Origin of the sequence: Streptomyces sp. NPDC026659 (assembly GCF_040638245.1) — a bacterium.
Taxonomy (GTDB): Bacteria; Actinomycetota; Actinomycetes; order Streptomycetales; family Streptomycetaceae; genus Streptomyces.
Map to the genome: position 1 here is coordinate 277138 of NZ_JBEZXY010000006.1, position 20609 is coordinate 297746.

21 protein-coding genes and 7 tRNA genes are annotated in these 20609 nt (G+C 71.3%); 17 read left to right on the plus strand and 11 right to left on the minus strand.

What is annotated here, in order from left to right; genetic code table 11:
- The first annotated feature begins 632 nt into the window (after positions 1-632).
- The 5 genes from AB0E91_RS17615 to AB0E91_RS17635 all read left to right on the plus strand — a co-directional run bounded on the left by AB0E91_RS17615 (position 633) and on the right by AB0E91_RS17635 (position 4911).
- Positions 633-809: a hypothetical protein gene (locus AB0E91_RS17615; RefSeq protein WP_202485842.1), complete on the plus strand. Its 177-nt coding sequence runs from the start codon at positions 633-635 to the stop codon at positions 807-809.
- Positions 810-1068: 259 nt separating this feature from the next.
- Positions 1069-2211, plus strand: a complete 1143-nt coding sequence (locus AB0E91_RS17620) for an SPFH domain-containing protein (RefSeq protein WP_361782032.1) — start codon at positions 1069-1071, stop codon at positions 2209-2211.
- A gap of 67 nt (positions 2212-2278) precedes the next feature.
- Positions 2279-3361, plus strand: coding sequence for a hypothetical protein (locus AB0E91_RS17625; protein ID WP_361782035.1), 1083 nt, complete (start codon positions 2279-2281; stop codon positions 3359-3361).
- A 231-nt stretch (positions 3362-3592) separates the two neighbouring features.
- A complete protein-coding gene (locus AB0E91_RS17630; protein ID WP_361782038.1) occupies positions 3593-4501 on the plus strand; it encodes an aminoglycoside phosphotransferase family protein in 909 nt (302 codons plus the stop codon).
- A gap of 125 nt (positions 4502-4626) precedes the next feature.
- Positions 4627-4911: a zf-TFIIB domain-containing protein gene (locus tag AB0E91_RS17635; RefSeq protein WP_161180453.1), complete on the plus strand. Its 285-nt coding sequence runs from the start codon at positions 4627-4629 to the stop codon at positions 4909-4911.
- A gap of 54 nt (positions 4912-4965) precedes the next feature.
- On the opposite strand, the gene AB0E91_RS17640 is transcribed toward AB0E91_RS17635, so the two are convergent.
- The 5 genes from AB0E91_RS17640 to AB0E91_RS17660 form a co-directional block, all read right to left on the minus strand.
- A tRNA-Val gene (locus AB0E91_RS17640) sits at positions 4966-5037 on the minus strand.
- Between the two features lie 53 nt (positions 5038-5090).
- Positions 5091-5162, minus strand: a tRNA-Val gene (locus AB0E91_RS17645).
- 26 nt (positions 5163-5188) lie between these two features.
- Positions 5189-5260: transfer RNA gene (locus tag AB0E91_RS17650), tRNA-Val, on the minus strand.
- A gap of 1 nt (position 5261) precedes the next feature.
- A tRNA-Cys gene (locus AB0E91_RS17655) sits at positions 5262-5335 on the minus strand.
- 38 nt (positions 5336-5373) lie between these two features.
- Positions 5374-5446, minus strand: a tRNA-Gly gene (locus tag AB0E91_RS17660).
- A gap of 218 nt (positions 5447-5664) precedes the next feature.
- On the opposite strand from AB0E91_RS17660, the gene AB0E91_RS17665 reads away from it, so the two are divergent.
- The 3 genes from AB0E91_RS17665 to AB0E91_RS17675 all read left to right on the plus strand — a co-directional run bounded on the left by AB0E91_RS17665 (position 5665) and on the right by AB0E91_RS17675 (position 8420).
- Positions 5665-6690: a chorismate-binding protein gene (locus tag AB0E91_RS17665; RefSeq protein WP_361782042.1), complete on the plus strand. Its 1026-nt coding sequence runs from the start codon at positions 5665-5667 to the stop codon at positions 6688-6690.
- Positions 6687-7508, plus strand: a complete 822-nt coding sequence (locus tag AB0E91_RS17670; protein ID WP_361782045.1) for an aminodeoxychorismate lyase — start codon at positions 6687-6689, stop codon at positions 7506-7508. The genes AB0E91_RS17665 and AB0E91_RS17670 overlap by 4 nt, the downstream gene beginning before the upstream one ends.
- Before the next feature lie 93 nt (positions 7509-7601).
- A complete protein-coding gene (locus AB0E91_RS17675; protein WP_361782048.1) occupies positions 7602-8420 on the plus strand; it encodes a GNAT family N-acetyltransferase in 819 nt (272 codons plus the stop codon).
- A 27-nt stretch (positions 8421-8447) separates the two neighbouring features.
- On the opposite strand, the gene AB0E91_RS17680 is transcribed toward AB0E91_RS17675, so the two are convergent.
- The gene (locus tag AB0E91_RS17680; protein WP_361782051.1) at positions 8448-8969 is read right to left on the minus strand and encodes a DsbA family protein; all 522 of its coding nucleotides are present in this window, start codon (positions 8967-8969) and stop codon (positions 8448-8450) included.
- Positions 8970-9237: 268 nt separating this feature from the next.
- Here AB0E91_RS17680 and AB0E91_RS17685 point away from each other — a divergent pair, with 268 nt between their 5' ends.
- Both AB0E91_RS17685 and AB0E91_RS17690 read left to right on the plus strand, forming a co-directional pair.
- Positions 9238-9669: a hypothetical protein gene (locus tag AB0E91_RS17685; RefSeq protein WP_361782054.1), complete on the plus strand. Its 432-nt coding sequence runs from the start codon at positions 9238-9240 to the stop codon at positions 9667-9669.
- Positions 9670-9832: 163 nt separating this feature from the next.
- Positions 9833-9985, plus strand: a complete 153-nt coding sequence (locus AB0E91_RS17690) for a hypothetical protein (RefSeq protein WP_199587679.1) — start codon at positions 9833-9835, stop codon at positions 9983-9985.
- A gap of 91 nt (positions 9986-10076) precedes the next feature.
- On the opposite strand, the gene AB0E91_RS17695 is transcribed toward AB0E91_RS17690, so the two are convergent.
- Together AB0E91_RS17695 and AB0E91_RS17700 are read right to left on the minus strand one after the other, a co-directional pair.
- A complete protein-coding gene (locus tag AB0E91_RS17695) occupies positions 10077-10643 on the minus strand; it encodes a CGNR zinc finger domain-containing protein (protein WP_361782058.1) in 567 nt (188 codons plus the stop codon).
- A gap of 307 nt (positions 10644-10950) precedes the next feature.
- Complete coding sequence (locus AB0E91_RS17700) at positions 10951-11364, minus strand: SsgA family sporulation/cell division regulator (protein WP_004002642.1); 414 nt, start codon at positions 11362-11364, stop codon at positions 10951-10953.
- A gap of 191 nt (positions 11365-11555) precedes the next feature.
- Between AB0E91_RS17700 and AB0E91_RS17705 the strand changes: the two genes are divergently transcribed.
- The 3 genes from AB0E91_RS17705 to AB0E91_RS17715 all read left to right on the plus strand — a co-directional run bounded on the left by AB0E91_RS17705 (position 11556) and on the right by AB0E91_RS17715 (position 12654).
- On the plus strand, positions 11556-11996 hold the full coding sequence (locus AB0E91_RS17705; RefSeq protein WP_361782062.1) for a TIGR02611 family protein: 441 nt from the start codon (positions 11556-11558) through the stop codon (positions 11994-11996).
- A 47-nt stretch (positions 11997-12043) separates the two neighbouring features.
- A tRNA-Val gene (locus tag AB0E91_RS17710) sits at positions 12044-12115 on the plus strand.
- Positions 12116-12582: 467 nt separating this feature from the next.
- A tRNA-Val gene (locus AB0E91_RS17715) sits at positions 12583-12654 on the plus strand.
- An 89-nt stretch (positions 12655-12743) separates the two neighbouring features.
- Here AB0E91_RS17715 and AB0E91_RS17720 read toward each other — a convergent pair.
- Positions 12744-13469, minus strand: a complete 726-nt coding sequence (locus tag AB0E91_RS17720) for an exonuclease domain-containing protein (RefSeq protein ID WP_361782065.1) — start codon at positions 13467-13469, stop codon at positions 12744-12746.
- Between the two features lie 168 nt (positions 13470-13637).
- Here AB0E91_RS17720 and AB0E91_RS17725 point away from each other — a divergent pair, with 168 nt between their 5' ends.
- The 3 genes from AB0E91_RS17725 (at position 13638) to thrS (ending at position 17538) form a co-directional block, all read left to right on the plus strand.
- On the plus strand, positions 13638-14204 hold the full coding sequence (locus AB0E91_RS17725; protein WP_361782068.1) for a DUF4365 domain-containing protein: 567 nt from the start codon (positions 13638-13640) through the stop codon (positions 14202-14204).
- On the plus strand, positions 14201-15469 hold the full coding sequence (locus AB0E91_RS17730; protein WP_361782071.1) for a hypothetical protein: 1269 nt from the start codon (positions 14201-14203) through the stop codon (positions 15467-15469). Before AB0E91_RS17725 ends, AB0E91_RS17730 begins: the two co-directional genes overlap by 4 nt.
- A 92-nt stretch (positions 15470-15561) precedes the next feature.
- Positions 15562-17538 carry a threonine--tRNA ligase gene (thrS, locus tag AB0E91_RS17735; RefSeq protein ID WP_361782074.1) on the plus strand — a complete coding sequence of 659 codons (1977 nt, stop codon included), beginning with the start codon at positions 15562-15564 and terminating at the stop codon, positions 17536-17538.
- Between the two features lie 32 nt (positions 17539-17570).
- Here the strand turns inward: thrS and AB0E91_RS17740 are convergent, their stop codons facing one another.
- The gene (locus AB0E91_RS17740; RefSeq protein ID WP_361782077.1) at positions 17571-18224 is read right to left on the minus strand and encodes an ion channel; all 654 of its coding nucleotides are present in this window, start codon (positions 18222-18224) and stop codon (positions 17571-17573) included.
- A gap of 67 nt (positions 18225-18291) precedes the next feature.
- Between AB0E91_RS17740 and AB0E91_RS17745 the strand changes: the two genes are divergently transcribed.
- Positions 18292-18852, plus strand: a complete 561-nt coding sequence (locus AB0E91_RS17745; protein ID WP_361116504.1) for an HIT domain-containing protein — start codon at positions 18292-18294, stop codon at positions 18850-18852.
- A 24-nt stretch (positions 18853-18876) separates the two neighbouring features.
- Here the strand turns inward: AB0E91_RS17745 and AB0E91_RS17750 are convergent, their stop codons facing one another.
- Positions 18877-20523: a hypothetical protein gene (locus AB0E91_RS17750; RefSeq protein ID WP_361782080.1), complete on the minus strand. Its 1647-nt coding sequence runs from the start codon at positions 20521-20523 to the stop codon at positions 18877-18879.
- Positions 20524-20609: the final 86 nt, after the last annotated feature.

Below are 20609 nucleotides of genomic sequence, written 5' to 3' on the forward strand. Positions count from 1 at the left end.
TGCCCGGTCCCTGTGACTCGGCCCAGCTTACGTTTCCACGGCCGCCCGCGCGCAGAGGCCGCGCCCTCCGGTACCGACGGATTGCGCGGCGGCCACTCCAGGTGAAGCCCGGTCAGCAGACGGTCAATTGCAGAGCTGTTGAGGGTCTGAGGATGTCAACAAGTCGACCGATCAAGGGGGTTGGGATTCGGCCCGGTGCCCGTCGGCGGCGAGGACGGACCGCGCGGGACCGGCACCCGGCGGTCCGCGTCCGCTCCCACCGCCCCGATCCCGGACGGCGCGGGTCACCGTGCGGAGGTCAAAGTGACTGAAGTCATACGTATCCACCCGTGGGCGGAGAGCGACCCGTGCGGCGGCCTCCCGGCACCGACAACGGGCGACCCCTCCGGGAAGACCCCGAGAACCGGAGCGAGGTCTCCACCCAGGGGAGTACTTCGCATGGGAGGGCTCATCCTCCGGGAGGCCCGCCATTCGATACGAGGGCATGACGCCCGGGACACCGCCCCGCGCCTACATTTGAGGTCAAGCGGCGGGTGCGGTACTCGTCCCCCGAGGTCACACACCCGCCGCTGCTGACGAAGCGCGACAACACAAGAACCACCGAGCACGACCAGGGAAAGCCTGGAGGAATCATGGCCCCTACGGCACCGAGGCGCACCACGCCCGGCCCCCGCCGGACGGGCCGCCGCCATCCCGTGGTGGCGACCCTCATGGCCCTGCCCCTGGCGCTTCTGCTCCTCCTCGTCTTCGACGGGTGGGAGACGGTGGCCACACAGGCGTCGTCCGTGGGTGCGATGCTGGGGCGCTGACCGGCGCTCCAGGTCCGGAAGAGCGGTCCGGGTTACATCCATCCATCCTTGAAACCCCGTGGGGACGGGGGTGCGGCGGACGGCACGAATGCCGGCGCAGCTGGGGAGCTGCGCCGGCATTGCGCTGCCCGGGCCCTGCCCATGGCAGCGTGGGCCGTTGTGGGCATACTGTCGGCTGATCGCTTGATCGCCGAGTGGCCACCGTCCGGGACCCGCGGTCAGGCGGAAACAGGGGGAGTGGGGGAACGTCGTGGGGCTGATGGACCGTATCCGCGGTGAGTTCATCGACATCATCGAGTGGACCGACGACGGCCGGGACACCATCGTGTGGCGCTTTCCGCGCCACGGCAACGAGATCAAGATGGGCGCCCGGCTCGTCGTGCGCGAGTCGCAGGTGGCCGTCTTCGTCAACGAGGGCCGCCTCGCCGACGTCTACCAGCCCGGCACGTACACCCTCTCGACCCAGAACATGCCAGTCCTGTCCACCCTGAAGGGCTGGAAGCACGGCTTCGAGTCGCCGTTCAAGGCCGAGGTCTACTTCGTCACCACCCGGCAGTTCACCGACTTCAAGTGGGGCACCCAGAACCCGGTGATCCTGCGGGACGCCGAGTTCGGCATGGTCCGGGTCCGCGCTTTCGGCACCTTCGCCGCCAAGGTGGTCGACGCAGCCGCGCTGCTGCGCGAACTGGTGGGCACCGAACCGCAGTTCCGCACCGAGGAGGTCGCCGAGCACCTGCGGCAGCTGACCGTGTCCAAGCTGGGCTCCGTACTGGGAGCCGCCGGAGTTCCGCTCCTGGACCTCGCCGCCCGGCAGGACGGCATCGGCCGGCAACTGGCCGAGGCCCTCACCCTGGAGCTGGCCCCCACCGGCATCGCCATCCCCCGTTTCCACATCGAGAACATCAGCGTCCCGCCCGAGGTCGAGGCGGCGATCGACACCCGCTCCCGGATGGCCGTCACCGGCAACCTGGACGACTACGCCAAGCTCCAGGCGGCCGACGCGACGACGATCGCCGCCGCCAACCCCGGCACCGGCGGCGACGCCGTCGGCCTGGGCGTGGGCATGGCGCTGGGCCGGCGGATCGCGCAGAACATGTCCGGCGCGGCGACGGCCCCGCCGGCCCCGGCGGCACAGCCCGCCCCCGCCCCCGCCCCTGTTCCCGCCTCCGCCGACGTCCCGCCGCCGCTGCCCACCGCACCGCGCTGGTTCCTCGCCGTCGGCGGGCAGCAGCAGGGCCCGTACGACGAGAGCGCGCTCGCCGGTCAGGTGGCGGCGGGCAACCTGACCCGCACCACCCTGGTCTGGCGCAGCGGGCAGGCCGCCTGGCAGCCCGCGGACCGGATCCCGGAGCTGGCGTCGCTGCTCGCCGACGTACCGCCGCCGCTGCCCCCGCAGGGCTGAGCCCGTCGGCCGGAGCCTTCCGGCAACAGGTCACACCTTCCGGCAACAGGTCACAAGGAGAAGTGAGTTGACGGACCAGGACGTCGCGCCCGCGCCCGACCGGGCGTTCCAGTGCGAGGCGTGCGGCGGGGTCAGCGAGTACGCGCCCGGGACGTACGCGCTGCGCTGCCCGTACTGCAAGCACGAGCAGGACATCACGCCGATACCCCGGCAGGTCACCGAGCACCCGATCGAGGAGCTGGCCGCGCTGCCCCACCGGGCCATCGCGCCGGACCAGGTGAAGACGTACACCTGCCCCGGCTGCCACGCGGTGACCGAGAGCGACACGCTCAGCGACAAGTGCCCCTTCTGCGCCACCCCGTTGGTCTCCGACGCCGCCGGCACGGAACGCGTGGTGCCCGAGGCGGTCCTGCCCTTCGGAGTCAGTCGCGACCAGGCCCGGGACGCGCTGGCGAAGTGGACCGGATCCCGCTGGTTCGCGCCCGACGAGCTGAAGAAGGTCACCGAGGCCGAGACCTTCCGGGGCAGCTACCTGCCGCACTGGACGTACGACGCGCAGACCAGCACCCGGTACGCAGGCCAGCGCGGCGACTACTACTGGGTCGAGGAGGAGGACTCCGAGGGCCGCACCCGGCAGGTACGGCACACCAACTGGCAGCCCGCGTTCGGCACGGTCGACCGGTTCTTCGACGACGTACTCGTACCCGGCAGCGGCCAGGTGCCGGAGAAGGAACTGGACAAGCTCACCCCCTGGCCGCTGGAGGAGACGGTCCCCTACCAGGAGGAGTACCTCGCGGGCTTCCGCACCGTCCGCTACGACGTCGAACCGGAGGCCGGCCTGGAGTCGGCGAAGGCGCGGATGGCGCCGGTGATCCGCGCCGACTGCAAGCGGGACATCGGCGGCAACGAGCAGCGGGTGCTCTCGATGTCCACCTCCTACAGCGCCCTCACCTTCAAACTGGTCCTGCTCCCCGTCTGGTTCCTGACCTACCTCCACGCGGGCAAGGCGTGGTCCGTGATGGTCAACGCCCGCACCGGCGAGGTCATCGGCGAGCGGCCGTACAGCGCGACGAAGATCACCCTGGCCTCGGTGGGCGGCGCCCTCCTGATCGCCCTGGTGGTGCTGCTCGTGATGATGCTGCGCAACTGAGGACGCGGGCGCGGGCCGGGGGTTCGCGCCAATAGGTGGGCGGACTCCTGCCAACAGGCGCACCGACCCCCGCCGATGAGCGCGCATGCTCCCCCCCCGACGGATGCGCGCGCTCTCGCCGACGGATGCGCGCGCGGGCTCCGAGCACCGGGTCCGCTCGCGGGCCCCCGCTGCCAAGCGCACCCCCGCCCCCGTACCCTCGCCGCACACCGCCACCCCGCCGAGGCCCCCGTGACCCCAGACGCCCTGACCGCCCATCTCACCTCCACGGCCCACTCCGGCACCGCGTCCCCCTGCGCCTGCCCGACCGGACTCCTCGCCGACCGCCCCGACGCCACCGTCCTCCGGCACGGCGACACCGTCGCGAAGGCCCACGCCCCCGGCACCGACCCGGCCGAACTCACCCGGCGCCTCACGGTGGCCGCCGCCCTCCCGGACGTCCTGCTGGCCCCGCTCACGCCCACCCCCGTCGCCGTGGACGGCCGTCTCGTCACGTACTGGCCCCTCGGCACCCCCGTGGACCGGGACGACCCCGACGCGGCCCCCTGGGAGGCCGCCGCCACCCTCCTCGCCCGCCTCCACCGCACGCCCCTGGAAGGCCCGCTGCCCCCGATGCGCGGACCGGCCAAGGCGGCAGCCGCGACGGAACAGCTGAAGAAGGCCCTGGAGGCCGCCCCCTGCCCCGACGCGGCACCCGTGCTGCGGGCCTGGGCCGCGCTGCCCGGCTGGGCCCGCGGTGAGGCGCCCGCGCCCGGTGTTCCGGCCCTCTGCCACGGTGATCTGCATCTCGGTCAGCTCGTCCGTCACCCCGCGCCCGACGGCCCCTGGCGGCTGATCGACGTGGACGACCTCGGCGCCGGAATCCCCGCCTGGGACCTCGCCCGCCCCGCCGCCTGGTACGCCTGCGGGCTGCTGCCGCCCGAGGAGTGGTCCCGCTTCCTGGGCGCGTACCGCGCCGCCGGCGGTCCCGCCGTACCGCCCGACGGCGACCCCTGGCCCGTACTCGACGTGCCCGCCCGTGCCCTCACCGTGCAGACCGCCGCCCTCGCGCTCACCAAGGCGCTCACCGCGGGCCGTTCACCGGACGAGGTCGAACAGGCCGTGGTGGACGCCTGCGCCCGCATGACCGCCGGGCCCTGACCACCGCCGGAGCCGGGCCGGTTGAGCAGCGATTTCCCGGAAAAGGCTGCAACCGAGCGGGGCAGGACGGAGTCTGTCCTGGGGAAACACCAAGCAGGACCCTACGGCGAGGAGTTGAGCCGACCATGCAGTGTCCGAAGTGTCACGCGCCCATGCGCACCTACAACCGCAACGGCGTCCAGATCGAGCAGTGCGACGGCTGTCGCGGCATCTTCCTCGACTACGGCGAGCTGGAGGCCCTGACCCGCGTGGAGTCCCAGTGGGCGCAGCCCGCCCCGCAGGCGTACCCGGCCACCCCGCCCGCCCCGGCCTGGGGCGCCCCGCACGGCGGCCACCAGGGGGGCCACGGCGGTCACTACGGCGGCCACCACCGCCACAAGAGCTTCGGCCACATGCTGTTCTCCAGCTGAGCCGAACAGCGAAAAGCCCCGGCCGTTCGAGACGGCCGGGGCTTTTCCGGTGTGTGGACGATACTGGGATTGAACCAGTGACCTCTTCCGTGTCAGGGAAGCGCTCTCCCGCTGAGCTAATCGTCCTCGGGACCACGATCACTCGATGTCACTCCATGGAGCGGATCGTGGGCACTGCGTGCGCGATACTGGGATTGAACCAGTGACCTCTTCCGTGTCAGGGAAGCGCTCTCCCGCTGAGCTAATCGCGCGGGATCGGATCTTCGAGAAGATCCAGTGGACGATACTGGGATTGAACCAGTGACCTCTTCCGTGTCAGGGAAGCGCTCTCCCGCTGAGCTAATCGTCCTTGGAGGTGGAGACGGGATTTGAACCCGTGTAGACGGCTTTGCAGGCCGTTGCCTCGCCTCTCGGCCACTCCACCAGGAGTGTAGGGGATCGGGATGACCCCTAGTTCCTGCGAGCGGACGACGAGGCTCGAACTCGCGACCTCAACCTTGGCAAGGTTGCGCTCTACCAACTGAGCTACGTCCGCTTGTCGTTTCGGTCCGCTTCCGCGTCCCGGCGACGTGTTGAACTTTAGCGGATTCCTCGGCCAGGACAAAAACGCGTTTGCGCAGCGTGCTGCGGTGCACCTCGCGAACGGCATGGTCACGGTCGCCCCGGAGCCCCTCGCGGGCATCGCGGGCCCCCCCCTCGAAGGGCCCGCCTAGACTCGGCCACGTGCCTCACCTTCCTCCCGTTCTCCCCCCTATGGCCCGCTTCGGCGACCGCGTCGCCACCGGCCTGCTGGACGTCACCGGGGACCCGGCCGCGCTGGACTCCGAGGGCTTCTGGGCCGTCGTCGCGGACTTCGAGGGCGGCCTGACCTGCGCCCGCTTCGCGCACGTACGGAGGGAACCGGTGCCCGCCCCGCGCCCCGGCGCCTGGCACGGACCCGCGCGGGACGCCTGGACCTCCTCCCTGGACCGCGCCGCGTACACAGCAGCCGTACGCCGTGTCCGGGAACACATCGCGGCCGGCGAGGTCTACCAGGCCAACCTCTGCCGCGTGCTCAGCGCGCCCGTCGCCCCCGGCGCCGACGTGGACGCCCTCACCGCCCTCCTGGCCCGGGGCAACCCCGCCCCCTATGGAGGAACGATCCGCCTCCCGGAGCAGGGGGTGGAGATCGCCACCGCCTCGCCCGAGCTGTTCCTGCGCCGCGCCGGGAGCGTCGTCGAGTCCGGCCCCATCAAGGGCACCGGCCGCACCGAGGCCGACCTCCTGGAGAAGGACTACGCCGAGAACGTGATGATCGTGGACCTCGTCCGCAACGACATCGGCCGCGTCTGCGGGACCGGCACCGTCACCGTCCCCGACCTGTGCGCGGTGGAGAAGCACCCGGGCCTCGTCCACCTGGTCTCCACCGTCCGGGGCGAACTGCGCCCCGGCGCGGGCTGGCCGGACCTGTTCGCCGCCGCCTTCCCGCCCGGCTCCGTCACCGGCGCCCCCAAGACGAGCGCCCTGCGGATCATCGAGGCCCTGGAACCCGCCCCGCGTGGCCCCTACTGCGGCGGCATCGGCTGGGTCGACGCCGACCGGGGGACCGCCGAGCTGGCCGTCGGTATCCGCACCTTCTGGATCGACCGGGCCGCCGGGGCGCTCCGCTTCGGCGCGGGCGCCGGGATCACCTGGGGGTCCGACCCCGAGGGGGAGTGGCGCGAGACCGAACTGAAGGCATCCCGGCTGCTCGCGATAGCGTCGGGGGAGCATCAGGAAAGTGGAGAGGCTCTCACATGAGGATCTGGCTGGACGGCGAACTGCGGGACGCCGATTCCGCGCGCGTCTCGGTCTTCGACCACGGGCTCACCGTGGGCGACGGCATCTTCGAGACCGTCAAGGCGGTCGACGGACGGACCTTCGCGCTCACCCGCCACCTCGACCGGCTCACCCGCTCCGCCCGGAGCCTCGGCCTCCCGGACCCCGACCACGACGAGGTGCGCCGCGCCTGCGAGGCGGTCCTCGAGGCCAACCCCATGCCGCTCGGCCGGCTGCGCATCACCTACACCGGCGGCCACGGCCCGCTCGGCTCCGACCGGGGCGAGCACGGCCCCACCCTGCTCGTCGCCCTCGGCGAGACCACCCGCCGCCCCGACTCCACCGCCGTGATCACCGTCCCCTGGACCCGCAACGAGCGCGGCGCGCTCGCCGGTGTGAAGTCCACCTCGTACGCCGAGAACGTGGTCGCCCTGGCCCGCGCGCACGAACAGGGCGCGTCCGAGGCGCTGTTCGCCAACACGGTCGGACAGCTCTGCGAGGGCACCGGCTCCAATGTCTTCGTCGTCCTCGACGGCGAGATCCACACCCCGCCGCTCGCCTCCGGCTGCCTCGCGGGCATCACCCGCGCCCTCACGGTGGAGTGGACCGGCGCCCAGGAGACCGACCTCCCGCTGGATGTCCTGGAGCAAGCCGAGGAGGTCTTCCTGACCTCCACCCTGCGCGATGTCCAGGCCGTGCACCGCGTCGACGGCCGCGAACTGCCCGCCGTCCCGGGCCCGGTGACCGCCAAGGCGATGCGGATCTTCGAGGAGCGGTCCCGGCAGGACCTCAACCCCTGAGCGGGGCAAGGGAGTCGGCAAAGAGACCGGCAAGGGCACCGGTCGGGAGAAAACCGCTGAGGCGGGCGCCCCGGAGCGGGTAGAACTCCGGTGATGACGACGACCCTGCGGCCGGCCGAGCCGCTTCAGCAGCACACCGACGGAACCCGCGCACGCCGCTACCAGGTGTGCGTGAACAGCCGTCCCGTCGGCGAGATCCACCTCGCCACGGTGATCGGAACCACCGTGGCCCGCATCACCGACCTGCGCATCGAGGAGCCCGACCGGCGGCGCGGCCGGGCCACGGTGGCCGCGCTCGCGGCGGAGGAGGTCGCGCGCGGCTGGGGGTGCGCCCGGATCGAGGCGGTGGTCCCGGCCGACGCCGAGCCCGCCCTGCACCTCGCCACGCTCCTCGGCTACGCCCCGAGCGCCCGCGCGATGGTGAAACGTCTCGGCGACATGCCCCCGGAACTGCCGGAGGGCAGCCGGGGGCGGCCCATGACCGAGGCGGAGTTCGAGAGCTGGCTGGTGCAGGGGAGAGAGTCCTACGCGCGCTCGCTGATGAGCCTCGGCCTCTCCGAGGAGGAAGCGCGGACCAAGTCCCTCCGCGACCACGAGACGCGCCTCGGCCGGGGACTGGCCACGGAAGGGGTGCGGTTCAGCGTCCTCGAACACGAGGGGACGCCCGTAGGTACCATCTGGGTCGGCCGCGCCGACGGCGCGCCCTGGGTCTTCGACGTCGGGACCGACGAGGCGCACCGGGGCCGGGGACACGGCCGCTCCCTGATGCTCCACGCCGAGGCGCAGACCGTCGCCGACGGCGAGCGCACCCTGGCCCTCAACGTCCGCACGGGCAACACTCCGGCCGAGCGGCTGTACGCGTCCCTGGGCTACGAGACGACGCGCCACGTCCTCGCCAAGCCGCTGCTGTGACGATCCGCGGAGGGGCCGGGGGCGGGGTCAGGCCCGGTCGGCCAGCAGCCGGTCCGCGATCTCCTCGATCCGCTCGCGCAGCCCCTCCTGGCTCTTGCCGCCGTCCAGGCGCTCGCCGCCGATGACATAGGTCGGGGTGCCGGTGACACCGATCGCCTTGCCCTCGGCCTGGTCCGCGTCCACGATCAGGATGTGCCGCCCGTCGATCAGCGCGGTGTCGAACTCCTCGGCGTCCAGGTCGAGTTCACGAGCGATGTCGACCAGCAGCTCCTCGCCCCGGCGGTCCAGCTCCTCGACCCGCCCCAGCACCGCTTCGACGTACGGCCAGCCCTGCCCCTGCTCCACGGCCTCCTCGGCGGCCTGCGCGGCGGCGAAGGCGTGCTTGTGCTTCTCCAGCGGGAAGTGCCGCAGCCGCACGTCGAGCCGGTCGCCGTAGCGGGCACGCAGGGCGCGGACGTCGTCCAGGGCGGCGTGGCAGTCGGGGCACTGGAGTTCGCACCAGACATCGAGGACGACGGGCTCGACGGATGCGGGGGAGGAGTCGTTCATGTGCCCAGTCTTCCAGGCGGCCCCCGGGCGGCCCAATCCGGTGGGACCGCCTCCGGTGGTCCGGCGGGGCGACCCCGGCGGGCGCCCCCGTCGCACCCCGCCACCCCGAGAGATCCCCGGCGCCGACCCCGAGATCTCCCTGATGTGGGGGCCGGGGCATGGCATCGCGGGTACCGGGCGGTGCAGGATGGAAGGGACGAAGCGCACCGCGCGCCTCGTGTCACCGTCACGCCGGCACCCCGCCGGCCGGGCCCGCCTGGAGGACCGGATGCTTGCCGAGACCATCTGCTCCGCCGTGTCCGCGGCGGGCCTGGGCATCGCCGCGGTCACCGCCTACCGCAAGCGTTTCCTCACGGCCGCCCGCGTCGCGGCCTACTCACTGGTGCCGGTCGGCCTGGTGATGACCGGCGTCGTGGGCTGGCTCGCCAGTACGGCCCTCAGCCCCCTCGCCTGGGCGGGCTTCGGCGTGCTCGCGCTGTCCGCGGCGCTCTTCGCACTCACCCGCGCGGTGGAGCGCCGACGCGGCGGGAAGGGCGCGATACGCGGCGGCGAGGCCGACCCGGTGGCACCCGCCGCCTCGGCACCGTCCCTCGGCCGGGGCAGCGGACGTACGGCCCGTACGGCCACCCCGCCCACCGCCACCGGTTCCGGCGACGACTTCAGCGACATCGAGGCCATCCTCAAGAAGCGCGGCATATGACCCGGCCCTGATGGAGCGTGGCGTCACAGGCGGCCCAGGTACGTCCGAAAACGTTCACGACACGGAGCGAGCCGAACGAATCGGTGCGAATTCCGCAGACTCCCGCGCTTTACAGGTGTGTTGATCGCGTACAGGGCGCCCCGTGGTCCATCATCACCGCGAGATGGTGGATACGACACAGAGCGAGGCCCCGCCGCAGGAGGACGAGCCGCGCGGGTGCCTCTTCGCCCTTTCCCAGCCACCGCTGATGATCTTCCTTGCGGTGATCGGGTGTCTCATCCTCATGGCGGCGCTGCACGATCTGCTGTTGCTGTGAGCCGTACACGTCCGTCCCGGCGTCACCCGCCGGGACCGGCGTCGGTCCGCGAAAGCCCCGACCGTCCCCACGCCCCCGGCGCTCGACCGTCTCAGCCCGCCGACTCCGACTCCTTGCGCCGCGCGCGGTACGCGGCCACGTGCAGCCGGTTCCCGCAGGTGCGGCTGTCGCAGTAGCGGCGCGAGCGATTGCGGGACAGATCCACGAAGGCACGCCGGCAGTCCGGCGCCTCGCAGCGCCGCAGCCGCTCCTGCTCCCCGGCCACCACGAAGAAGGCGAGCGCCATCCCGCAGTCGGCGGCGAGATGGTCGGCCAGCGACGCACCGGGGGCGAAGTAGTGCACATGCCAGTCGTAACCGTCGTGGTCCGTCAGACGCGGGGTGGTGCCCGCGGCGGCGACCAGCTCGTTGATCAGCCCCGCGGCGGCCCGGGCGTCCGGCGCCGCGAAGATCCTCGCGAACCGGCCCCGCACCTTGCGCACCGCCGACAGGTCGAACTCGGACAGCGCCCCCACATCACTGACCGCGTGGCCGCGCACGAACGCGGCGAGTGCCTCGACGTCCGGCAGCCCGTCCGCCGCCGTGTCGTCCTCCGGCACGGTGTTCACCAGATCGACCACGGTGTCGAGGGCGCACCGGGTGTCGTGGGTGATCAGCACGTTTCGCTCCCTGGCCTGGGGGTCGGGCGGACGCCCGCCGATGCTGGCCGATGGTAGCGACAACCCGGGCCGCCGCACCGGGCCCGCCCCGGGTGACTGCCCGGGCAACGCCTCGCCCCCCGCCCGCGTTCCCGGATCCGAGCGGAAAGCCGGGCGGACGGCGCGTGGCGAAGGGAACGCGGGCACGGCTCGGCGCCGTCACCGTGAGTGTTCACGGTGACGGCGCCGAGCCTGCCGGTATACGGCTGTGCGGGCCCGAGCCGTCTCCCCGAGTGGACGGCGCCGGGCGTCTTGGACGGGCGGCGGCCTAGCTCTCCGCCAGGATGTGGGAGAGCTCCTGATCCAGATCGAAGTGCCGGTGCTCCGTGCCGGGCGGCACGGCGGCGTCGGTCCGCTTCAGGAAGGACTCCAGGGCCCGTGCGGGGGCCTCCAGCAGAGCCTCGCCCTCCGGAGAGCTGAGGGCGATGCACACGACGCCCTGGCCATGACTGCGCGATGGCCAGACACGGACGTCGCCGGTGCCGGTGGGCCGATGCAGCCCCTCGGCGAGAAGGTCGCGGGCGAACACCCACTCGACGGTCTCCTCGGCTCCGGTGTGGAAGGTGGCGTGCACGGCGTAGGGGTCGGCCGTGTCGTACCGCAGGCCTGCGGGGACAGGCAGGGAGGACTCGCTCGACACAACGAGGCGCAGGTGCAGCTCGCAGCTGACCGTGGTGTTCATAAGCGCCAGGGCCTTTCGCTCAGTGTGCGCTCGGGGATTCGCACGTCGGCGAAATCGACATGCCACCTACGGTGCCGTTGTAAACCCCTCTGGGGGTTTTGCATGAGTTTCCGTACCTCTTCCGGCCGAGAACTTGTGCGACATCTGCCACCATTCCGGTGACTGGAATCACTCGGGTAGGGTTCGACGGTATGAATACGGGGAGTGACGTTCCGGATGAGGTTGTCGTGGCGGACAAGGCGGACGCGGACCAGGAGCAGCCCGGACAGGGGCTGGGCTCCCGCGCGCCCCGGTTCGTCAAGGACCGCCGCGCCCTCCATCTGAGCTGGCAGGTCGGCGTCTTCCTCGTGGGCCTCGCGGTGGTCGCCGTCGGCGTCGCCATGCTCCCGCTGCCCGGCCCCGGCTGGCCCGTGATCTTCGGCGGCATGATGATCTGGGCCACCGAGTTCGTCTGGGCCCAGCTCGTCCTGCGCTGGACGAAGCGCAAGGTCACCGCCGCGGCGCAGCGTGCCCTCGACCCCCGCGTACGCCGCCGCAACATCACCCTGACCGTGATCGGCCTGGTGATCATCGGCGTGCTCACCGGGATCTACGTCCGGCAGTTCGGCTTCGTGATGCCCTGGAAGATCTAGGCGGTCGGAACCACCCCCTGACATGCGGTAATGTTCTCTCTGCGCCCGGGCGATTAGCTCAGTGGGAGAGCGCTTCGTTCACACCGAAGAGGTCACTGGTTCGAACCCAGTATCGCCCACCCGGACCGACGGCCCATCTGCTTCCGAGCAGGTGGGCCGTCGGCATATGCGCTACGCTCCGCGCCCGCCGCTCCCCACGGATGCCCGTCAAGACCGACTTCCGGACGGACCGTCCCACCCTCGCCGAAGCACCCCATTCGGGCCGCCTCCGGAAATACCCCCGCACCCTATTGCGCGACCGCGCACCGGCAATTCCCATTGCGCCCGCATTTCCGCGGCACCCCGCACCGCACCCGGAATTCCGGAATCCTCAAGTCCTGTGTTCCGACAGGTCATATGAGTACAAGTCACTTCATGGGAAGCGGACGCGCAATGCCGCACACGCACCGCGCGGGACCCCGCCCCGCACCCCGCCCGTGCCTCCCGTCACCGGCGACCGGCCGCGCCCCGGCAGCCCCGGCCGGCACCCCGCACCGAGGCGGTTTGGAGGAACCCCGCCGAGACCTGTATTGTTCAGTGCGTTCCCGGGCGATTAGCTCAGTGGGAGAGCGCTTCGTTCACACCGAAGAGGTCACTGGTTCGAACCCAGTATCGCCCACCCGGACCGACGGCCCATCTGCTGACGAGCAGATGGGCCGTCGTCGTACGCCCACGCGGCACCCCCTGCGCACCACCTCCCCGCCCCCGCTACGCCGCCGCCGACAGCTCCGCCCTCAGCGGCCACTCCGTGCTCACCGTCTCCGGCGAACCACTGCGCGCGAACCACGCCTGGAGGCCCCGCGCCTGCGCCGCGTGCCAGCCGACCTGCAACGCGTGCAACTCCGCCGGGGAGAGCCGCTCAAGGCGTGCCGAGAAGCGCCGCCCCACCGCCCGTACGACGTCCAGCGCCGCCAGCGCGTCCGCCGCCGCGTCGTGCGCGTCGTTCAGCGCCACGCCGTAGTGCTCGCACAGGTCCGTCAGTGTGCGGCGGCCCTTGCGGTAGCGGTCCAACTGCTTGTCCAACACCCGGGGGTCCAGCACCCGCAGCGGGGCCGCCTCGAACCAGCGGTCCAGCGACGAGGCCCGGTGCCGCCGCAACTCGCGGTCCAGCAGCGTCAGATCGAACGGCGCGTTCATCACCACCAACGGGCGCCCCATCGCCGTGTGCTCCGCCAGCTGCTGGGCTATCTCGTACATCACCGGCGCCGGCCAGCGGCCGTTGTGCTGGAGATGTTCCTCCGTCAGCCCGTGCACCGCCGTCGCCTCCGCGGGCACCGGCACCCCCGGGTTCACCAGCCACCGGCTCACCCGCGGCCGTGTACCCGGCGCGTCCTGTACGACGACGGCGGCCGCCACGATCCGGTCGCCCTCGACGTCCACACCTGTCGTCTCCGTGTCGAAGGCGGCCAGGGCCCCTTCGTACCAGCAAGTCATCCCAACCCAACTCCTCGTTCACCCACGACACATGACATGCCGTCTTCTGCCCGTTTGGTGATACCCGGGCTGTTTGCGCCGTACGCCGGGCGGAGACAACAGGAGTACGGGTCTTTGCAGTTCAGCGGCCCGCAACGGGGAAACCCTTGGCTGGGAAGGCTGTTGGTCATGGCCATTGCGCAGCCCGAGCGGGGCGGGCTGCTGCCCGAACGCGCGGGACTGGTTCGCGGCACACTCGCCACCACCGCCTGCATGGAGACCTTGCAGGTCGGCTATCTGCACGCGGTCGCCGCCGCCGCGGGCTGCTCCCTGTCCCAGCCCTTCCCGGACAACGGCATCGACTGGCACGTCAGCCACAGTGCCGCAGGCCACACCGTCGACGACGAGGTGACGATCAAGGTGCAGCTCAAGTGCACCTACCAGATCGCCCCCCACCCCCCGGGGCCCACTTTCTCCTTCACGCTCGACAACGACCATCTGCGCAAGCTCGCGCGCACCCCCGTCTCGGTGCACAAGATCCTCGTCGTCATGATCGTCCCGCGCGCCCAGGAGGACTGGCTGCGCGCCGGACACGACCGGCTCGACCTCCGCCACTGCTGCTACTGGGTCAACCTCGCCGGACACCCCGTCACCGGACGCCACCGCACCACCGTGCGCATACCGGTCTCACGCATCTTCGACGACCGCGCGCTCTGCGAGATCATGACGCGCGTCGGGACGGGAGGCAGACCATGAGAAGCCGCTCCGACGACTCCGACGACGACACCACCGTCCGCCACCTGCGCGCCCACCCCGACCACCTCCCCTGGCACGAGACCCCCGACCCCACCCGCGTCGACCCCGCCGTCCTCACCACCCTCCTGCACCGCCATGGCTGGCAACGACGCGGAGGAGCCGCCGGACGCTACGGCCGCTGGACCCCGCCCGCCCCGGCGGGCCCCGGCACCAGCCTCCTCGTGCCCGAGAACCGCGCCTTCCCCGACAGCGACGACCTCCTCGGCGAAGCCCTGGACGCCCTCGCCCGCAGCACCGCCCCCACCGCCCGCGAGGTCCTCATCGCCCTCGCCGTGCCCAGCGACGAGATCCGCTGGCACCGCGACACCCCCTGCGGCCCCGCGGGCGCCGCCCCCTGGACCACCGACGAACACCTGCGCACCGCCGCCCGCCGCACCCTCCTGGCCGCCGCCCTCGCCACCCGCGCCCCGGCCGGCTACCACGGCGCCCGCCACCGGTCCGCCGCCGCGGCCCTCCTCGACAGGATGCTCGTCGGACCGGCCGCCGAAGGCCGCCGCCTCACCGCCTTCGCCCCCGTACCCACCGCACGCCCCCTCGCCGTCCGCCTCCACCAGGCCCTGCACGCCACCCGCGAGGCCATCGACTACCAGCGCGCCACCGGCAGCGCCGACGCCTTCGACGGCGCGATCGCCGCCGGAGTCAGCCGCGAACTGACCGAGGCGCTCACCGTCCTCGTCCGCGGCAGCGAGGGCGCCCGCGTCACCGTCTCCTGGGCCCCCGCCGCCGGAGTCCCCGACGGCTGCGCCGCCCACGCCGAACCCGTCGAGTTCTCACCCGGCGACCTGCCCGTCCTGCGCGCCGCCGCGGCCCGCTATCTGCGCGTCGAACCCTCCGTCCCCGTCGCGGTCACCGGCGTCGTCGTCCGCCTGCGCCGCTCGGGACCGCGCGGCGCGGGCACCGTACGGCTCCGCGTGCTCACCGGCGCCGAGGTGGCCCACCTGCGCCTCACCCTCGGCGAGGAGGACTACCGCATCGCGGGATACGCCCACCTCGTCGGCCTCCCCGTGCGCGTGCACGGCAGGCTGGAGCGCAGGGGCGGCTTCCGCAGGCTCACCGGCGCCACCGGGGTCGTCCCCGTCCAGGTCGACGAGGCCGAGCGCGACCGGCTGATGAAATCCCTCCAGGAGAACCTCGACTCCTTCGAGGAGGCGTGCGGCGAGACGTACAGCGAAGGCGAGACGTACAGCGAAGGGGACGGAAAGTAACCGTTTCGCGGTGGACGGTGCCGGGTCGGTACGATCCCTTGTGCGCGCGCTCCTGGTATGGCGCCGCATCCCACTTCAGTCAGGAGAGACCGGTGTCAGACGTCCGTGTGATCATCCAACGCGATTCCGAGCGGGAAGAACGCGTGGTGACGACGGGCACTACGGCCGCCGACCTCTTCGCGGGCGAGCGCTCGATCATCGCCGCGCGCGTGGGCGGCGAGCTGAAGGACCTCAGCCACGAGCTGTCCGACGGCGACGAGGTCGAGGGTGTCGAGATCTCCTCCGAGGACGGTCTCAACATTCTGCGCCACTCCACCGCGCACGTGATGGCCCAGGCCGTGCAGGAGCTCTTCCCCGAGGCCAAGCTCGGCATCGGACCGCCGGTCAAGGACGGCTTCTACTACGACTTCGACGTCGAGAAGCCCTTCCACCCCGATGACCTCAAGGCCATCGAGAAGAAGATGCAGGAGATCCAGAAGCGGGGCCAGAAGTTCTCCCGCCGCGTGGTCTCCGACGAGGACGCCCGCGCCGAGCTGGCCGACGAGCCGTACAAGCTGGAGCTGATCGGCCTCAAGGGCTCGGCCTCCTCCGACGACGGCGCGGACGTCGAGGTCGGCTCCGGCGAGCTGACCATCTACGACAACCTGGACGCCAAGACCGGCGAGCTGTGCTGGAAGGACCTCTGCCGGGGTCCGCACCTGCCCTCCACCCGCCTCATCCCGGCGTTCAAGCTGATGCGCAACGCTTCGGCGTACTGGCGCGGCAGCGAGAAGAACAAGCAGCTCCAGCGCATCTACGGCACCGCCTGGCCGTCCAAGGACGAGCTGAAGGCGCACCTGGAGTTCCTCGCCGAGGCCGAGAAGCGCGACCACCGCAAGCTGGGCAACGAGCTGGACCTCTTCTCCATCCCGGAGCAGATCGGCTCCGGCCTCGCCGTCTTCCACCCCAAGGGCGGCATCATCCGCCGCACCATGGAGGACTACTCGCGGCGCCGCCACGAGGAGGAGGGGTACGAGTTCGTCTACACCCCGCACGCGACGAAGGGGAAGCTCTTCGAGACCTCGGGCCACCTGGACTGGTACGCCGACGGCATGTACCCGCCCATGCAGCTCGACGAGGGCGTGGACTACTACCTCAAGCCCATGAACTGCCCGATGCACAACCTGGTCTTCGACGCGCGCGGCCGCTCGTATCGCGAGCTGCCCCTGAGGCTCTTCGAGTTCGGGACCGTGTACCGGTACGAGAAGTCGGGCGTCGTGCACGGCCTCACCCGTGCCCGCGGCTTCACGCAGGACGACGCGCACATCTACTGCACCCGCGAGCAGATGGCGGAGGAGCTCGACAAGACGCTCACCTTCGTCCTCGGCCTGCTGCGCGACTACGGTCTGACCGACTTCTACCTGGAGCTGTCCACCAAGGACGAGACCAAGTTCGTCGGCTCCGACGACGCCTGGGAAGAGGCCACCGAGACCCTGCGTCAGGTCGCCGAGAAGCAGGGCCTGCCGCTCGTGCCCGACCCGGGCGGTGCCGCCTTCTACGGCCCGAAGATCTCCGTCCAGGCGCGAGACGCGATCGGCCGCACCTGGCAGATGTCGACCATCCAGCTCGACTTCAACCTGCCCGAGCGGTTCGACCTGGAGTACACGGCGGCCGACGGCACCAAGCAGCGGCCGGTGATGATCCACCGTGCGCTGTTCGGCTCCATCGAGCGGTTCTTCGCGGTCCTCCTGGAGCACTACGCGGGCGCGTTCCCGGCGTGGCTGGCCCCCGTGCAGGCCGTCGGCATCCCGATCGGTGACGGGCACGTCGAGTACCTGGAGAAGTTCGCGGCCGAGGCCAAGAAGCAGGGCCTGCGGGTCGAGGTGGACTCCTCCTCGGACCGGATGCAGAAGAAGATCCGCAACGCCCAGAAGCAGAAGGTGCCGTTCATGGTCATCGTCGGTGACGAGGACATGAGCGCGGGCACCGTCTCCTTCCGCTACCGCGACGGCTCGCAGGAGAACGGCATCCCGTTCGGCGACGCCATCGCGAAGATCGCGAAGGTCGTGGAGGAGCGGGTCCAGGTCTGATCCGGACCGGCCCCCGTACGAGCCCCCGAGGACTAGTTCCTCGGGGGCTCGTCCTCTTCCCGCGAGAACACCTGCAACAGCCACGACGAGAACGACCCCGTCACCGCCCCGAGCAGCGCCAGGCCGCCCGCCATCATCGCCGCCGCGATGATCCGGCCGCCCGTGGTGACCGGGACGATGTCGCCGTAGCCGACGGTGGAGAGGGTGGAGCAGGCCCACCACACGGCGTCGCCGAAGTTCCGCATCTGGGAGGCCGGGGCGTCCCTCTCCTGCTGGTAGACCGCGAGCGCGCCGGTGAAGCCCATCAGGAGGGTGGAGAGCCCGGAGTAGACGATCACCCGCCCGTACAGCGGGAGCCGGGGGAGGCCGCGCCGGTGCTCCATGGCCTCGTAGATGCGGACGATGCGGAGCGGGCGCAGCAGGGGCAGGATCAGGACGAGGGTGTCCAGCAAGTGGGCGCGGACGAAGCGCGGGCCCTGGCCGCTGATGGTCCAGCGCACGGCGTAGTCGACGGCGAAGAGTGCCCAGCAGGCGAAGAGCAGTGAGAGCCAGAGGTCGTCCCACGGTGTGCCGGGGCGGGGGGCGAGGACGAGGGCGGCGTAGGAGCCGAGGAACGTCATCGAGGCCACGGTGAGCGGCATCTCGGCGTGGCGCTCCCAGCGCGCCGTGGGGCTGTCGTGGTCCACCGGGTCAGCTTGGCCGTTTGGTCCCCCTCCGCCGCCCCGGCGACACGCCGCGAACGGGCGAAGCCATATGCTGCCTTGCATGACGAGTGAGCCGGAGCAGCAGATCGGAGTGGGGACGCAGGACGCGTTCCAGCGCCTGTGGACGCCCCACCGGATGGCCTACATCCAGGGTGAGAACAAGCCGAGCGGTCCGGGTGCGGACGACGGCTGCCCGTTCTGTGTGATTCCGGCGAAATCGGATGAGGACGGTCTGATCGTGCGGCGGGGTGAGCACGTGTACGCGGTGCTCAATCTGTATCCGTACAACGGCGGCCATCTGATGACGGTGCCGTACCGGCATGTGGCCGACTACACCGATCTGACCGGTCCGGAGACGGCCGAGCTGGCGGAACTGACGAAGCAGGCGATGACGGCGCTGCGGACGGCGTCCGGGGCGCACGGGTTCAACATCGGTATGAACCAGGGTGCGGTGGCCGGTGCGGGTATCGCGGCCCATCTGCATCAGCACATCGTGCCGCGCTGGGGCGGGGACACGAACTTCATGCCGGTGGTGGGGCACACGAAGGTGCTGCCGCAGCTGCTCGCGGACACGCGGAAGATGCTGGCGGAGGCCTGGCCGGCGAGTTGACGCCGACTGGCCCCCGCCGGGGTCCTACGCGTTGTAGAGGTCGGCCTTCCCGGGGGTCGGGTCCTGCACCGCGCCGCTGAGGACGGCGGAGCGGGCGCCGAACTTCTCGGTGTCCACGCCGTTCTCCTTGAGGACCTTGATCGCGGCGGCGTGCACCACGCGCAGGACCGGGGTGGCCGCGCGCAGGGCGTCGTCGGCCATGAAGCGGTGGCGCCAGGGCTGGTCGGCCCAGGCGTGCCGGAGACCGAAGGGTTCGGGCAGGGCGATGGAGCCGCCGAGCCAGTTGAGCAGCGGCGGGTACCAGGTCAGCGGGGCGCGGACGGCGAGCCGTACGACCTCGTCGGTGTTGACGAGGGGGAGCTTGACGGTGCGGTTCTCCCAGCGCTTGACGGACTTGGTGACCGTCTTGGTGGGGGCCTCGGACTTGGAGGTGAACAGGGGGTTCACCGGGCCAAGGGCGTGACCGGTGACCTCGATGCGCAGGGTCTCGTGCAGCACGGTCACGGTGATCATCATGGTGATGACCAGCTGGCCGTCCCACAGGGTCCACTGGACGCCGAGGTAGTGGCGGTCGCCGCTGCCGAACTGCTGCTTGTTGCAGATCTCCTGTATGGCGTGCGGCTTGACCTGGAAGGCCTCGACGTCGGTGCCCTCGGGGCGGGAGACGGCCTTGGCGTTCTCGCCGATGGGGGTGACGATCCAGTGCCGTATCGACGGGCGCGGGAAGCCGCCGGTGTTGAGCGGGCCGCGCTCCAGCATCCGGAGCTGGTCGTGGATGGAGCGTATGACGTCCCAGCTGCGGAAGGGGTGGATCTCGCGGCCCGACTCGGCGGGGACCAGGTCCTCGGCGAGCTGCCAGGAGCCCCAGCGGGTGCCCATGCCGAGGACGCCCTTGGGTCCTGCGTAGAAGACGGAGTTGGAGCGCTGTTCGGCGCTGAGCCGGGCCAGGGACTGGCGGAGCTGTTCGGCGGCGGTCTCGCCGGGGCTGCGGGGCACGGCCTCGGGGACCTTGGCGCCGACGCTGCTGCCGGAGAGCAGGCCGTCCCAGCGGGCGCGCAGGTCGGCGGCGGTCTGCTCGCAGACGCGCCTGGCCCAGTACCAGCCGAGGACGGGGGCGATGACGGCCGCGCGGGCGTACCAGCCCCAGAAGCCGCTGAAGGGGAGCTTCAGCAGGAAGAGGACGGCGAGGAGGCCGACTCCGGCGAGGAGTGCGGTGCCGATGGCTCCGGCGCGTTTGTCCTCGCGTTTGGCGAGAAATGCGCGGAGCTGGAAGACGACGAGCCAGGCGATGAGGCCGGGCAGGAAGATCAGGCCGCAGACGACCATGATCATGGAGAGTTTGTTGTCGCGGTCGCGGCGGATGTTGTTCGCGGCGAGGCAGTGCTCGACGATCACCTGGGGTTCGGCGCCGAAGGACTGGATCAGCGGCTTGCGGCCGGAGGCGAGGAGCCGGTCGACGACGGCGCGGGAGAAGGCTTCGCCGAGGTTGGGCCGGAACAGGCGGACGCGGCCGGCGTTGACGGTGGACTGGTGCCACTCGTTGTCGGTCTTCTTGATGTCCTCGATCGCGTTGTCCCGGTAGGCCGCCGAGGCCAGCGCGAAGGTCGCCGCCTGGCCCTCGTCGCCGGAGACGGGCACCTGAGGCCCGTCCCACTCCGTTCCGACTGACATTCCCGCCCCCATCGCCGCCTTCTCGCTCCTGCGGCCTTCCCGACTTCCGTGTCTCGCACACCTGTTGAACAGGCCATCTTGAACGG

Coding starts and splice junctions, on each gene's coding strand:
- AB0E91_RS17615 (WP_202485842.1), top strand. CDS start 633: ATGGCCCCTACGGCACCGAGGCGCACCACGCCCGGCCCCCGCCGGACG.
- AB0E91_RS17620 (WP_361782032.1), top strand. CDS start 1,069: ATGGACCGTATCCGCGGTGAGTTCATCGACATCATCGAGTGGACCGAC.
- AB0E91_RS17635 (WP_161180453.1), top strand. CDS start 4,627: ATGCAGTGTCCGAAGTGTCACGCGCCCATGCGCACCTACAACCGCAAC.
- AB0E91_RS17665 (WP_361782042.1), top strand. CDS start 5,665: ATGGCCCGCTTCGGCGACCGCGTCGCCACCGGCCTGCTGGACGTCACC.
- AB0E91_RS17670 (WP_361782045.1), top strand. CDS start 6,687: ATGAGGATCTGGCTGGACGGCGAACTGCGGGACGCCGATTCCGCGCGC.
- AB0E91_RS17675 (WP_361782048.1), top strand. CDS start 7,602: ATGACGACGACCCTGCGGCCGGCCGAGCCGCTTCAGCAGCACACCGAC.
- AB0E91_RS17680 (WP_361782051.1), bottom strand. CDS start 8,969: ATGAACGACTCCTCCCCCGCATCCGTCGAGCCCGTCGTCCTCGATGTC.
- AB0E91_RS17685 (WP_361782054.1), top strand. CDS start 9,238: ATGCTTGCCGAGACCATCTGCTCCGCCGTGTCCGCGGCGGGCCTGGGC.
- AB0E91_RS17690 (WP_199587679.1), top strand. CDS start 9,833: ATGGTGGATACGACACAGAGCGAGGCCCCGCCGCAGGAGGACGAGCCG.
- AB0E91_RS17700 (WP_004002642.1), bottom strand. CDS start 11,364: ATGAACACCACGGTCAGCTGCGAGCTGCACCTGCGCCTCGTTGTGTCG.
- AB0E91_RS17705 (WP_361782062.1), top strand. CDS start 11,556: ATGAATACGGGGAGTGACGTTCCGGATGAGGTTGTCGTGGCGGACAAG.
- AB0E91_RS17720 (WP_361782065.1), bottom strand. CDS start 13,469: ATGACTTGCTGGTACGAAGGGGCCCTGGCCGCCTTCGACACGGAGACG.
- AB0E91_RS17725 (WP_361782068.1), top strand. CDS start 13,638: ATGGCCATTGCGCAGCCCGAGCGGGGCGGGCTGCTGCCCGAACGCGCG.
- AB0E91_RS17730 (WP_361782071.1), top strand. CDS start 14,201: ATGAGAAGCCGCTCCGACGACTCCGACGACGACACCACCGTCCGCCAC.
- AB0E91_RS17745 (WP_361116504.1), top strand. CDS start 18,292: ATGCTGCCTTGCATGACGAGTGAGCCGGAGCAGCAGATCGGAGTGGGG.
- AB0E91_RS17750 (WP_361782080.1), bottom strand. CDS start 20,523: ATGTCAGTCGGAACGGAGTGGGACGGGCCTCAGGTGCCCGTCTCCGGC.